A 13,604-nucleotide genomic window follows, 5' to 3' on the forward strand; every position below is an offset into this window, starting at 1 on the left:
GCGCGGTGGGTCAGGCTGTCACGACGTCCGCCGGCTGATTGGTCAGCAAGGCCAGCAAGCGCGCGATTTCCTCGCGCAGTTGGCGGCGATCAATCACCATATCGATCGCGCCCTTTTGCAGCAGGAACTCCGAACGCTGGAAGCCTTCGGGCAGTTTCTCGCGCACCGTCTGCTCGATCACGCGCGGGCCGGCAAAGCCGATCAGCGCCTTGGGCTCGGCAATCACGACATCGCCCATGAAGGCGAAGCTGGCCGATACGCCGCCCATGGTGGGGGCGGTCAGCACGCTGATGAACGGCAAGCCGGCCGCCGACAGGCGGGTCAGCATGGCATTCGTCTTGGCCATCTGCATCAGCGACAGCAGGCTCTCCTGCATGCGCGCGCCACCCGAAGCGGCCACGCAGATGAACGACGTTTTGTTGTCCAGGGCAGCCTGGGCGCCACGCGCGAAACGTTCGCCCACGACCGAACCCATCGACCCGCCCATGAACTCGAATTCAAAGCAGGCCAGGGTGGCCGGCACACCGCGAATGGAACCGCTCATGACCACCAGCGCGTCGGACTCACCGGTTTGCTTGACGGCCTCTTGCAGGCGCTCGGGATACTTGCGGGTGTCCTTGAACTTCAGCGAATCCACGGACCGCGTGTTCTGGCCAATTTCAACCCGGCCTTCCATATCCAGCAGCGAATCGATGCGGGCGCGGGCGCCAATACGCATGTGGTGATCGCACTTGGGGCACACGTGCAGGTTAGCGGCCAGGTCTTCGCTGTACAGCACCGATTCGCACGACGGGCATTTCACCCACAGGCCTTCCGGGACGCGGCGGGCGCCGCTGTCGCTGTTTTTATTGATGCGAGGAGGCAGGAGTTTTTCGATCCAGCTCATTGATTTTTCATCCCGTTAGAGGTCGCGCACGGCCGCTCAGGCCGACGCGCCGTCTCGTTTTACTTGATCCAGCGCTTGCCGGATGGTGCGCAGCCAGCCGCTGGCGGCGGTGACTGCGGCGTTGGTTTGCTGGGCAGCCGGGGCGTCCGCCACCGCCTGCTCCATCGTTTCAATCAGTTTGCTGCCGATGACCACCGCGTCGGCCACGCGCGCCACGCGCTGGGCGCTTTCGGCGTCGCGGATGCCGAAGCCCACGCCCACCGGAATGCTGCCCATGTGGCGGCGAATGACCGCCACGCGCTCGGCGACGTCGTCGGTATTCAAGGAGCCCGCGCCCGTGACGCCCTTGAGCGACACGTAATACACATAGCCGCGCGCCACTTGCGCCACGGCCTTGATGCGCGCCTCGGTCGAGGTGGGGGCCAAGAGAAAAATTGGGGCAATGCCGTGCGCGCCCAGCGTCGACGCGAATTCGATGACTTCTTCCGGCGGATAGTCCACGACCAGCACGCCATCCACGCCAGCGCGTTCGGCGTTGGCGGCGAATTCGGACTGGCCCATGCGTTCGATGGGATTGGCGTAGCCCATCAACACCACCGGCGTTTGGGTATCGCGCTGACGGAATTCGGCCACCAGTTCCAACACGCGGGCCAGGCCCACGCCTTGGGCAATGGCGCGATCGGCCGCGCGTTGAATCACGGGACCATCGGCCATGGGGTCAGAGAACGGCACCCCCAGTTCGAGGACGTCGGCACCGGCCTCGACCAGCGCGTGCATCAGGGCCACCGTGGCCGCGGGCGAAGGGTCGCCAGCCGCGATGTAGGGAATCAGCGCCGCGGCACGGCCGGATTCGGCGGTGCGAGCGAAGGCCGCAGCGATACGATCAATGCGAGTTGTCATGTTGTTAGAGCTCGATACCGGCACGTTCGGCGACGGTATGCATGTCTTTGTCGCCGCGGCCCGACAAATTGACCAGGATGACGGCGTCACGCGGCAGCGTGGTGGCCATCTTCACGGCTTGAGCGATGGCGTGCGACGACTCCAGCGCAGGCATGATGCCTTCGATGCGGCAGCAGTCGTGGAAGGCCTTCAGGGCTTCATCGTCGGTGATCCCCGCGTATTCCGCGCGGCCGGAATCCTTCAGCCAGGCGTGTTCGGGGCCGACGCCGGGATAGTCCAGGCCTGCCGAGACGGAATGGGTCTCTTGCACCTGGCCGTCGGCGTTCTGCATGACATAGGTGCGATTGCCGTGCAGCACGCCCACTTGGCCAGCCGCCAGCGATGCGGCGTGCTTGCCGCTTTCCATGCCCTCGCCCGCGGCTTCGACGCCGATCAGGCGCACGTTTTCGTAGGGAATATAGGGATGGAAGATGCCCATGGCGTTGGAACCGCCGCCCACCGCCGCCACGACATAGTCGGGCTGGCGGCCGATGACTTCGGGCATTTGCGTCAGGCATTCGTTGCCGATGACGGTTTGGAAGTCGCGCACCATGCGGGGATAGGGGTCAGGACCCGCTACCGTGCCGATGATGTAGAACGTGTTTTCGATGTTGGTGACCCAGTCGCGCATGGCTTCGTTCAGCGCGTCTTTCAGGGTGCGCGAACCGGACGTGACGGGTACGACCGTGGCGCCCAGCAGCTTCATGCGATAGACGTTGGACGCCTGGCGGCGGATGTCTTCGCTGCCCATGTAGACGACGCATTCCATGCCGTAGCGGGCCGCCACCGTGGCCGTGGCCACGCCGTGCTGACCGGCGCCGGTTTCGGCGATGACGCGGGGCTTGCCCATGCGCTTGGCCAGCAGCGCCTGGCCGATGCAGTTGTTGACCTTGTGCGCGCCGGTGTGGTTCAGGTCTTCGCGCTTGAACCAGATCTGTGCGCCGCCCAGCATTTCCGACCAGCGGCGGGCGTGGTAGACCGGGCTGGGCCGGCCAACAAAGTGCTTGAGTTCGTAGTTGAACTCTTCCAGGAAGGCGGGATCGACACGGTAATGGTCATAGGCAGCCCGCAGCTCGTCGAGCGCGTGCATCAGCGTTTCCGCCACGAAAACACCGCCATAGGGACCGAAGTGGCCCTTGGCATCCGGAAAGTCGTAAGGTTTCACCAAGCATCTCCCCCGGTATCACGGCAAGCCACTGCCGGCCGCAAATCCGGTTTGCAACCCGTCATTTTACCTGACCCGAGCCAAGCCGGGGCCGGAGAACCCGTCCCCGGCCTGGCTCGGCAAACACTTAGAGCGACTGGCCCAGGCGGCGCAGGAAGGTCTCGCACGACGCCATTTGATCCATCGCCACAAATTCATCGGGCTTGTGGGCCTGTTCGATATGGCCCGGGCCGCAGACCACCGTGGGAATGCCGATGCCCTGGAACAAACCGGCTTCCGTGCCGTAAGCCACCTTGCGGGTGCTGCGGTCTTCGGTCAGCGCGCGCACCAACTGGGTAATGGCGGCTTCTTCCGAGGCTTCCAACGCCGGGGCCGCGGCGCCCGTTTCGATTTCGATGGTGGCGCCGGCGAATTCGGCCTTCATGCGCGGCAACAGCTCATCACGCACGTATTTTTCGACTTCTGCCTGGATCTGGTCCGGTTGCATCCCCGGCAGGTTACGGAATTCATAGGTGAATTCGCAGAGCTCGGGGATGGTATTGACCGCAATGCCGCCACGGATCTGGTTGGTGGTCATCGTGGAGAACGGCACGTCGTAGAACTGGTCGTACGGGCCATTGGCCTTGAAGCTGTCGGCCAAGTCGCGAATGCGGCAGATCAGGCGGGCGGCGTATTCAATGGCGTTGCAGCCGCGCGGGGTCAGCGACGAGTGCGCCGCCTTGCCATGCACCTTGCAGCGGAACAGGTTGATGCCCTTGTGCGCCACCACCACCTGCATGCCGGTGGGTTCACCCACCACGCAGCCGTCGGGACGGATGCCGCGTTCCAGCAGGTCGGCCAGCATGTACGGCGCCCCGGCGCAGCCCACTTCTTCGTCGTACGAGAACGCCAGGTGGATCGGCTTCTTGCGCGGCATGGCCAGGAATTCCGGGACCAGCGCCAGGGAACCGGCGATGAAGCCCTTCATGTCGCAGGCGCCGCGCCCATAGAGAAGCCCGTCTTTTTCAACGAGCTTGAACGGGTCCGTGCTCCAGTCCTGGCCATCCACCGGCACCACGTCGGTATGGCCCGACAGGACGATGCCGCCCTGTTGGCCGCCGTCTTGCCCCGGTAGCGTGGCAAACAGGTTGGCCTTGGTGCGCTCGGGGTTATGCGACAGCCATGCATCGACGCCCTGGCCCTTGAGCCAATCGCGAACGGTTTCGATCAGGGCAAGATTGGAATTGCGGCTGGTGGTATCGAAACCGACCAGCGTTTCCAGCCAGGTGCGCGCGTTCATGTCACTTCTCTTTTTGGGAAAAACAGAAGTGTAAAGCCCGGAAGCGCCCATGTCTCGGACGGCGCCTGACACCGTTCACGGGTTAAGCGCCTAGAATGTCGCCCGGATTGAAGTCAGCCCCCCAAGGAGAAACCGTGCAGCACAAAGCAGTCCCCACACGCAACATCGTGGCCGCAGTCATAGGCAACGCCCTCGAATGGTATGACTTCCTGGTGTTCGCGTTCATGACGCCGATCATCGCGAAGCTCTTTTTCCCCACCGACCCCAACCTGCCCGGCAGCGAGCTCAATGCCATCCTGATGACGACGGCCATCTTCGGCGTCGGCTTTTTCATGCGCCCGGTGGGCGGCATCATCCTGGGCCTGTACGGCGACAAGAAGGGCCGTAAAGCCGCCATGGTGATGGTGACGTCGCTGATGGCCGTGTCCATTGCGCTGATCACGGTGGCCCCCACCTACCACGCAGCCGGCATCCTGGCCCCCATCTTCATCCTGATCGCGCGCCTGTTGCAGGGCTTTTCGGCGGGCGGGGAATTTGGCACGTCCACGGCGCTGTTGATTGAAATGGCGCCCAACGGCAAGCGCGGCTTCTACGGGTCGTGGCAGATGGCCGGCCAGATGCTGGCCCTGCTGATCGGCGCGGCCTGCGGCACGCTGATCACCGAGTTCTTCACGCAGCAACAGATTGCCGACTGGGCCTGGCGCCTGCCGTTCGCCCTGGGCCTGGTGATTGTTCCCATCGCGATCTATATCCGCCGGAACATCGACGAAACCGAAGTCTTCAAGCAGATGCAGGAAGAAGACCGCCAGGCAGCCGCGCGCGGTGAAGTGAAGCGCCTGAGCCTCGTTCAGATGATCAAGACCCACACCCGCGAAACGATGATTGGCGTGGGCCTGGTCGTGACCGCCACGGTGTCCATCTACATCACGTTCACGTACCTGGTGACGTATTCCACGCAGATCTTGAAGCTGCCGATGAAGGAAACCTTCATGGTGCAGATGGCGGGCGCGGCGCTGATGGTGCTGTTGACGCCGTTCATGGGTGCGTGGTCCGACCGTATCGGCCGCCGTCCATTGGTGATCAGTTCGCTGATCGGCTATCTGATCGTGCTGTACCCGCTGTACTACTGGCTGTCGGACGCGCCGTCGATCGGCCGCCTGCTGACGGTGCAGATCGTGGTCTGCTTCTTCGTGTCGGCCTTCTTCGGCGTGTTCAGCACGGTGATGGCGGAATTGTTCCCGGCGCGCGTGCGGTCCGTCGGCCTGTCCCTGGCCTATAACGTGGCCGTGATGATCTTCGGCGGCTTCGCGCAGTTCATCGTGACGTGGCTGATCAAGACCACCGGCTCGCCGATGGCGCCCGCCTACTACGTGATGTTCGGTGTGACGCTGGGCCTGATTGCGTCGTTCTTCATGCGCGATCGCGCGCACGACAATCTGGACCACTAAAACCAGAGCACCAAACCTTGCCCCCTGCGGCCGCCCGGCCCAGGGGGAAGGTTTAATCAGCAAGCCCTATCGGCGCGATGCCGAGGACACGCCCGCCACTTCGGCCAGGGCATCCAGCGCCCGGGTCAGCGATTCGCCCCCGCGCACTTCCACCGTGAACACCATATGGGCCAGCGACTGCTTGCTTTGCGTGTTCACGCCCACCACGTTCAGGCGCAAACGCGCAAACACTTCGGACAGGTCGCGCAACAGGCCGGGACGGTCGTGCGCGCGCACGCTGATGTCCACTGGATAGAAGGTGTCTGAGGTTTCCCCCCACGCCACGTCGATGACCCGTTCGGGTTCGCGCGCGGCCAGCGCCAGATAGCTGTGGCAGTCGCTACGGTGGATGGACACGCCACGGCCACGGGTGACAAAGCCGGCGATGGCATCGGGCGGCGCGGGGCGGCAGCAACGCGCCAACTGCGTCAGCAAAGACCCCACGCCCACCACCAGCACACCGCTCTTGCCGCTTTTCTCGGCGCTGCCGGCGCTGGCATGGCGCAGCGCCGCGGGTTGCGGTTCAGTGGCCGGCGCCGGCTGCTGAAACACGCTGTCGATCTGGCGCAGGCTGAATTCTTCCTTGGCCGCCGCCACGTATAAGTCATCGGCGCGCGCAAAGCCCAGGTTCTGCGCCAACTGCTCAAGGTTGATCGCGGTCTTGCCCAGGCGTTGCAGTTCTTTTTCCACCAGCGCCTGGCCTTGCGTGATGCGTTGCTGCAATTCAATGGCGTTGAACCACATCCGCACCTTGGCGCGCGCGCGCGGGCTGGCCAGGAACCCCAGTTGGGGATTCAGCCAATCACGCGACGGCCCGCCCGACTTGGCCGAGATGATCTCCACGGTCTGCCCCGTGGACAGATGCGTTTGCAGCGGCACCATCTGCCCATCGACACGGGCGCCCCGGCAGCGGTGCCCCAGGTCGGTATGCAGGTGGTAAGCGAAGTCCACCGGCGTGGCGCCGGCGGGAAGCTCGATCACGCGCGCCTGCGGCGTCAGCACATAGATGCGTTCATCCGTGTGCGGCGGCGGCTTGACCGCGTTGCGGTTCTTGCTGGACGCCGGCTTGCCGGAAGCAGTCTTGCCGGAGTCGGATTTGCCGGATTCGGATTTACCAACGTCGAGTTTGCCGGCATCTTGCCCTGGCTCGCCGCCGCCTTCGACATCGCTGTTCCAGGCCAGCAACTGCCGCATCCACGCCAACTGGCGGTCGTATTCGCTGGACGCCGCAACCTGGCCGCCCTTGGCGCCCGCTTCTTTGTAGCGCCAATGCGCCGCCATGCCGTACTCGGCGAACTGGTGCATCTCGCGCGTGCGGATCTGCACTTCGAACGGGCGGCCGTCATCGTCCGTCACCACCGTATGCAGCGAGCGATAGCCGTTGGGCTTGGGCCGGGAAATGTAATCGTCGAACTCGTCGGACAGCGGCGTCCACATTTCGTGCACCAGCCCCAGCGCCGTGTAGCAGGCGCGCACATCGTCGACGATGATGCGCAGGGCGCGCAGGTCATACATCTGGGAAAAGTCCAGGCGCTTGACGCGCATTTTGTTCCAGATGCTGTAGATGTGCTTGGGCCGGCCGCTGACTTCGGCATCGATGCCGGCCTTGGTCAGCGCCGTTTGCAGGCGGTCGATGGCGCCGGCGATAAACGCCTCGCGCTCAACCCGTTTTTCTTCCAGCAAGCGGGCGATCTGCTTGTAGCGGTCAGGCTCCAGGAAGCGGAAAGACAGGTCTTCCATTTCCCATTTGATTTGCCAGATGCCCAGGCGGTTGGCCAGCGGGGCATACAGGTCCAGCGTTTCGCGGGCGAAGTCGGTCGAGCACGGCGCCTTGCTTTCCGCGTGCCAGCGCAAGGTGCGCAGGCGGGACGCCAACCGCATCAGCACGATGCGCAGGTCGGCCGCCATGGCAAGCAGCATCTTGCGCTGCATTTCCTTTTGCGAACCGGTTTCGGCTTCGGCGTCGCTGGCCTGCCGGGCGACCACGCCCAAGCGCAGCAAGGCGCGGGTGCCCTGCACCAGCCGCGCGACTTCAGCGCCGAACGCCCCCGCGATCGGATCGTTGCGCAAGGCCGGCGCGGGCGCCATCAGGTCAGTGGGCAAGGCCGCCAGCAACGCAGCGGCGCGTGTGGCGGCGTCGGTATGCAAGGCCGCCAAGATGCGGACGACGCCGGCGCCGTGGCTTGCCAAGGGCTCGCCGGTCAGGGCGTGCTGCCCTTCAAAACGCGGGATGGCCCAGGTAACGGCCTGGTCGATCAAGGCAACGCCGGCAGCGTCCAGACCCGCGCCAACCTCCTGCCGCCAGGAAGCGTCGAAAGGCGAAGGCGCGTCGATAACAGGCGGGACGGACATCACAGGCGGCGTGCATGGGTAGGTTGATATCCCGACACTCTACACTAGCGTTTGGTTACGCTGAATCCCCCGCCAAATCCGGCATATAGAAGGAACCAAAGCTTATGTTGCGCTGGCTCAAGGGCCGGGGCGCCCGCCCGTCGGCAGTGGCCGAGATGCAAGCCCGCATCTCGCCGCAACTCTGGCGGCAGGTGCTGGATGCCCATCCTTTCCTGGCGGCGCTGAACGCCGACGAAACCGCGCAATTGCTGGCGCGGTCGGCCTGGCTGCTGGCCAGCAAAACCATCAACGGCGCGCAGGGCCTTGAGGTCTCGGACTTCATGCGTTTGTCGATCGCCGCCCAGGCCAGCTTGCCCATCCTGAACCTGTCTCCCGAGCTGTACGAAGGCTGGGACGAGATCATCGTGTACCCCGCCAGCTTTCGCATTCCGCGCACACGCCAGGACGACGACGGCGTGGTCCACGAATTCATCGAGGACGCGGCGGGTGAAGCCTGGGAAGGTGGCCCTCTGGTGCTGTCCTGGGAAGACACGCAGTTGTCCGAAGGCGGCTTCAACGTGATCATCCATGAATTCGCCCACAAGCTGGACCTGCGTTCGGGCATGGCGGACGGCATGCCGTCGCTGGCCGCCCACCCCGACCTGAAGCCGCAGGTGTGGCGCCGCGTATTGGACGAGAGCCTGGACCGCTTCATTGCCGCCCTGGATGCCGTCGAAGCCGCCATCCCGCACGACGTGGACCCCGAAAGCGAAGACGCGGACGCCTGGTACGGCCAACTGCCGCTGGACCCGTATGCCGCCACGGACGAAGCGGAATTCTTCGCCGTCAGCTCCGAGCACTTTTTTGTGGACCCGGCCCCCATGCAACAAGCCTTGCCCGAATGGCACGCACTGCTGCGGGCGTACTACCGGCAAGACACCTTGGAACGCTACGCATGAAGCAACTGCTGATCGTCTGGCATTCGCGTACGGGCGCCGCGCGGCAGATGGCCGAAGCCGCCGCCCGGGGCGCGTCAGCGGCCGCGGCGCAACTGGAACAGGCCGACGAATTGCGCGTCGTGCTGCACCGCGCGGCCGACGTCGAGGCCGACGCCCTGCTGGCCAGCCAGGGCTATCTGTTCTGCGCACCAGAAAACCTGGCCAGCCTGAGCGGGGAGATGAAAGAGTTTTTCGACCGTAATTACTACGCCGTGCTGGATCGCATCCAGGGGCTGCCTTACGCCTGCGCCATCAGCGCCGGCAGCGACGGCACGGGCGCGGCGCGGCAGCTTGAGCGGATCTGCACCGGCTGGCGGCTGAAGGCGGTAGCGCCCGCCTTGATCGTCAACCTGGGCGCGCAGACGGGCGAGCAGATCTGGGCCGAAAAGGTGGTGCCGCAGGCGGATCTGGATCGATGCGAGGAACTGGGCGGGCTGTTGGCGGCGACGGTGTTGATGGGGGGCTGACACCGGGAGGCTGACACGGCGAACTGACGACGCGCCAGACCAGGGTCACCGTTGATGAGCGCGCAAGAAAAAGCCCTTCGGCATGCCGAAGGGCTTTTCGCAAGCAAGCGAGGATCGCTTAGATCGCGGCCGTCACGATGATCTCGACCTTGAAGTCGGGATTGGCCAAACGGGCTTCGACGGTGGCGCGCGGGGGCGAATTGCCGTCAGCGACCCAAGCGTCCCAGGCCTTGTTCATGCCGTCAAATTCCTTGATGTTGGCCACGTAGATCTGGGCCATCAGGATCTTGGTCTTGTCGGTGCCGGCTTCGGCCAGCAGACGGTCGATCGTGGCGAGCACTTGCTCGGTCTGGCCGGTGATGTCCAGCTTGGCATCGTCCGGCACCTGGCCTGCCAGATACGCGACACCGTTGTACACGGCCATGTCCGACAGGCGCTTGGCGACGTGGAAGCGCTTGATGCTGCTCATGAATATTCCCCTAGAGTCAAGTGGTGGGTTGGATCAAAACAAGGAAGCCAGCAATGTACCCCGAGCCGCCCTCAGGCGGGGGGTAGCTGGAACACCTGGCGCAAGTACGCCAGGTAGGCGGGATCGTCGCACATCGTCTTTTCCGGCGCGTCGGACACCTTGGCCACCGGTTGACCATTGCAGCGGACCATCTTCATGACGATCTGCAGCGGCTCGTGGCCCAGGTCGTTGGTCAGGTTGGTGCCGATGCCGAACGACACCTTGCAGCGTCCGGCGAACTGGCGCGCCAGCTCGATGGCGCGCGGGAACGTCAACGAATCCGAGAACACCAGCGTCTTGGCGCGCGGGTCCACGCGGTTCTTGCGGTAGTGCTCAAGCAGGCGTTCGCCCCAGACGAAGGGGTCGCCGGAATCATGGCGCGCGCCGTCGAACAGCTTGCAGAAATACATGTCGAAGTCGCGCAGGAAGGCGTCCATGCCATACACGTCCGACAGGGCAATGCCCAGGTCGCCACGGTATTCCTTGGCCCAGACTTCCAACGCGAACACCTGCGAATCGCGCAGGCGCGGGCCCAGCGCCTGGCAGGCTTGCAGGTATTCGTGGCCCATCGTGCCCAACGGCAGCACTTCGTGCTGCTTGGCCAGCAGTACGTTGCTGGTGCCGGCGAAGTGCTCGCCCATCTGGGCCTTCATAGTGGACACCACTTCCTGGTGCCAGACCTTCGAGAAGCGGCGGCGCGTGCCGTATTCAGCCACGCGGAAATCGGCCAGCGCGGGGTCGTCCAGCACCAGGTGCATCTTGGACTGCAAGCGTTGGCGGCCTTCTTCCCAATCGGGGTTCTTGCGAGTGTTGCGGAAGTAGACCTCGTTGACGATGGCCAACACCGGGATCTCGAACAGAATCGTGTGCAGCCACGGGCCTTTCACTTCAATCGAGATCTCACCGGGCGCATCGCCTTCGCTGATGTGGATGCAGCGCTCGGGCAGGTGGAACAAGCCGAGGAAGTCGACGAAGTCGCTTTTGATGAAGCGCAAGCCGCCCAGGTAATCCAGTTCGTCCTGGGTGAAGCGCAACTGGCAAAGCTGGTGCACCTCTTCGCGGATTTCATCCAGATAGGGGCGCAGGTCGGCCCCAGCGGTGCGGCACTTGTAACGGTACTCGACCTGTGCAGCGGGAAACTGATGCAGTACCACCTGCATCATGCTGAATTTATACAGATCGGTGTCGAGCAGCGAGGTGATTATCATGGTTGCGCGTATCGTTTCGCGACACCATAGCATAGAGCGCGCGGGGTTCAGGGCCATGGGCCACGATGTCAATACGGGTATTACCGGCACATCGGCCGCGCATTGGGTAAAATCCGCCCAACAAGACACAAAAGCCGCCGATCCCGGAGTTCCTGAATGACCCACGTTGTCACCGAAAACTGTATTAAGTGCAAGTACACCGATTGCGTTGATGTGTGCCCGGTGGACTGTTTTCGTGAGGGTCCGAACTTCCTCGTGATCGACCCTGACGAGTGCATCGACTGCGCGGTCTGCATCCCGGAATGCCCGGCCAATGCCATCTACGCCGAAGAAGATGTGCCGCAGGACCAGATGAATTTCATCGCCCTGAACGCTGAACTCTCGCCCGAGTTCGCCAGCATCAGCCGCGCCAAGAAGCCCCTGCCGGACGCCGACGAATGGAACGGCAAGCAGGACAAGCTGCAATACCTGGAAAAATAATCCACGAGCGCCGGCATCCATTTGGCGGCCGGCCTCGCGCGATGCCCCGATGACCGACGACTCCAAATACACGCGCCAGACCGTAACCCACGTACATACCTGGGTGCCCGACAAGCTGTTCTCTTTGCGCGTGACGCGCGACGACGGGTATACGTTCCTGCCGGGCCAGTTTGCCCGGGTCGGTTTGCCAAGTGCCGATGATCCCGACGGCCCGCCCACGCTCTGGCGCGCGTATTCGATGGTTTCCGCCCCGCACGAGTCCGGGCTGGAGTTCTATTCCATCGTCGTCCCCGACGGCCTGTTCAGCCCGCGCATGGCGCAGTTGCAACCTGGCGATGCGCTATACGTCGAGAAAGCCCCCTACGGTTTCCTGACCCTTGAGCGCTTCGCGCCGGGCGGCGACCTGTGGCTGCTGGCCTCCGGCACGGGGCTGTCGGCCTATCTTTCCATCCTGCGCGACCCCGCAACCTGGCGCGCCTATCGCCGCATCATCCTGGTGCATGGCGTGCGCACCAAGGCGGAATTGGCCTACCGCGAAGAAATCGAATCCTGGGGCAAGCAGCCGGACCTGGCACCGCTGTTCGCGGCTGATCCGCACAAGCTGGTGTACCTGCCCATCGCCACCCGCGAAGCGCTGCCGGGCATGCCGCAAGAACGCCTGACTACCCTGATCGCCGATGGCCGCCTTGAGCAATTGGCCGGGCTGCCGCTGGATCCCGAGCAGGCGAAGGTCATGCTGTGCGGCAACCCCGACATGCTGGCAGACGCCCGCAAGCTGCTCGGCGAACGCGGTTTCAAGCCCGGCCGCCGGGGCATTCCCGGCAACCTGGCGGTGGAAAATTACTGGTGATCCCACACCGCCCGGCGTAGTGCATAAATCCTCCGTTTAGTCTCTATGCAGGGTCTGAAAACGCCCTAAACTGGTGCGTAATGGGATGACGGGTCTCTTTTTAGCAACATATTCCCGGTTGTTGTGGCAGTTTCTTTAGGCTGATTGGATATATCTTTAATCCGCGGCGCAATAATCGGGTCACACGCACGACCCAGAAGGACATTTCCCAAATGCTGTACCAATTGCACGAAATGCAGCGCGCCTTCCTGACTCCGTTCGCTGCATTCACGGATGCCGGTTCTCAGCTGTTCTCCAGCCCCTACAGCCCCCTCGCTTACACCCCGATTTCCCGCCAAATGGCCGCCGGGTATGAGTTGATGACCCGTATCGGCAAGGAATACCAGAAGCCCGCCTGGAATCTGCCCGCCACCGACATCAATGGCAAATCGGTCCGCGTGACTGAAGCCGTTGCGCTGGACAAGCCCTTCTGCCGCCTGGTGCACTTCCACCGCGACGTGCGCGGCGCCAACAAGGATGACCCGAAGGTACTGCTGGTTGCGCCGCTTTCCGGCCACCACGCCACCTTGCTGCGCGACACCGTGCGCGCCCTGTTGCCCGCTCATGACGTCTACGTAACGGATTGGGTCGACGCCCGCATGGTGCCCCTGTCCGCCGGACCGTTCCACCTGAACGACTACGTCCGCTACGTGCAGGATTTCATTCGTCACCTGGGTCCTGACGTGCACGTCATTTCGGTTTGCCAGCCCACCGTGCCGGTGCTGGCCGCCGTGTCGCTGATGGCGACCGCCAACGACCCCTGCCAACCGCGCAGCATGGTGATGATGGGTGGCCCCATCGACCCGCGCCAGTCGCCCACGCAAGTGAATCGCCTGGCCACGACCAAGCCGTATTCGTGGTTTGAAAGCCAGGTGATCCACCCCGTGCCGCCACGCTATCCGGGCGCCGGCCGCAAGGTGTATCCGGGCTTTCTGCAGCACGCCGGGTTCATGGCCATGAACCCGGC

13 protein-coding genes are annotated in these 13,604 nt (G+C 63.8%); 6 read left to right on the plus strand and 7 right to left on the minus strand.

Features of this window, described 5'->3' with window-relative positions; translation table 11 throughout:
• Nucleotides 1–10: 10 nt before the first annotated feature.
• From accD to argE, 4 genes are all read right to left on the minus strand, one after another.
• A complete protein-coding gene (accD, locus tag ACE04A_RS08740; RefSeq protein ID WP_485820047.1) occupies nucleotides 11–886 on the minus strand; it encodes an acetyl-CoA carboxylase, carboxyltransferase subunit beta in 876 nt (291 codons plus the stop codon).
• Between the two features lie 36 nt (nucleotides 887–922).
• Entirely contained in the window at nucleotides 923–1,786 is an 864-nt protein-coding gene (gene trpA, locus ACE04A_RS08745) for a tryptophan synthase subunit alpha (protein WP_259251904.1), read from the minus strand.
• A gap of 4 nt (nucleotides 1,787–1,790) precedes the next feature.
• On the minus strand, nucleotides 1,791–2,990 hold the full coding sequence (trpB, locus tag ACE04A_RS08750; protein WP_100857896.1) for a tryptophan synthase subunit beta: 1,200 nt from the start codon (nucleotides 2,988–2,990) through the stop codon (nucleotides 1,791–1,793).
• Nucleotides 2,991–3,117: 127 nt separating this feature from the next.
• The gene (argE, locus tag ACE04A_RS08755) at nucleotides 3,118–4,269 is read right to left on the minus strand and encodes an acetylornithine deacetylase (protein ID WP_448718566.1); all 1,152 of its coding nucleotides are present in this window, start codon (nucleotides 4,267–4,269) and stop codon (nucleotides 3,118–3,120) included.
• A gap of 134 nt (nucleotides 4,270–4,403) precedes the next feature.
• On the opposite strand from argE, the gene ACE04A_RS08760 reads away from it, so the two are divergent.
• A complete protein-coding gene (locus ACE04A_RS08760) occupies nucleotides 4,404–5,717 on the plus strand; it encodes an MFS transporter (protein ID WP_448718567.1) in 1,314 nt (437 codons plus the stop codon).
• A gap of 66 nt (nucleotides 5,718–5,783) precedes the next feature.
• Here the strand turns inward: ACE04A_RS08760 and ACE04A_RS08765 are convergent, their stop codons facing one another.
• Nucleotides 5,784–8,108 carry a RelA/SpoT family protein gene (locus ACE04A_RS08765; RefSeq protein WP_448718568.1) on the minus strand — a complete coding sequence of 775 codons (2,325 nt, stop codon included), beginning with the start codon at nucleotides 8,106–8,108 and terminating at the stop codon, nucleotides 5,784–5,786.
• 104 nt (nucleotides 8,109–8,212) lie between these two features.
• Here ACE04A_RS08765 and ACE04A_RS08770 point away from each other — a divergent pair, with 104 nt between their 5' ends.
• Together ACE04A_RS08770 and ACE04A_RS08775 are read left to right on the plus strand one after the other, a co-directional pair.
• Nucleotides 8,213–9,046: a M90 family metallopeptidase gene (locus ACE04A_RS08770; protein WP_448718569.1), complete on the plus strand. Its 834-nt coding sequence runs from the start codon at nucleotides 8,213–8,215 to the stop codon at nucleotides 9,044–9,046.
• Entirely contained in the window at nucleotides 9,043–9,552 is a 510-nt protein-coding gene (locus ACE04A_RS08775) for an NAD(P)H-dependent oxidoreductase (RefSeq protein WP_259251909.1), read from the plus strand. Before ACE04A_RS08770 ends, ACE04A_RS08775 begins: the two co-directional genes overlap by 4 nt.
• A gap of 118 nt (nucleotides 9,553–9,670) precedes the next feature.
• On the opposite strand, the gene ACE04A_RS08780 is transcribed toward ACE04A_RS08775, so the two are convergent.
• Together ACE04A_RS08780 and pncB are read right to left on the minus strand one after the other, a co-directional pair.
• Nucleotides 9,671–10,021, minus strand: a complete 351-nt coding sequence (locus ACE04A_RS08780; RefSeq protein ID WP_006218017.1) for a RidA family protein — start codon at nucleotides 10,019–10,021, stop codon at nucleotides 9,671–9,673.
• A 71-nt stretch (nucleotides 10,022–10,092) separates the two neighbouring features.
• The gene (pncB, locus tag ACE04A_RS08785; protein WP_100857897.1) at nucleotides 10,093–11,301 is read right to left on the minus strand and encodes a nicotinate phosphoribosyltransferase; all 1,209 of its coding nucleotides are present in this window, start codon (nucleotides 11,299–11,301) and stop codon (nucleotides 10,093–10,095) included.
• Between the two features lie 123 nt (nucleotides 11,302–11,424).
• Between pncB and fdxA the strand changes: the two genes are divergently transcribed.
• From fdxA to phaZ, 3 genes are all read left to right on the plus strand, one after another.
• On the plus strand, nucleotides 11,425–11,748 hold the full coding sequence (fdxA, locus tag ACE04A_RS08790) for a ferredoxin FdxA (protein ID WP_013392198.1): 324 nt from the start codon (nucleotides 11,425–11,427) through the stop codon (nucleotides 11,746–11,748).
• Nucleotides 11,749–11,797: 49 nt separating this feature from the next.
• On the plus strand, nucleotides 11,798–12,598 hold the full coding sequence (locus ACE04A_RS08795) for a ferredoxin--NADP reductase (RefSeq protein WP_268079280.1): 801 nt from the start codon (nucleotides 11,798–11,800) through the stop codon (nucleotides 12,596–12,598).
• Nucleotides 12,599–12,810: 212 nt separating this feature from the next.
• Nucleotides 12,811–13,604 (plus strand): polyhydroxyalkanoate depolymerase (gene phaZ, locus ACE04A_RS08800; RefSeq protein ID WP_485820048.1); only part of this gene is annotated, 794 nt, incomplete at its 3' end.

The sequence above is a fragment of the Achromobacter colocynthidis genome (assembly GCF_057334535.1).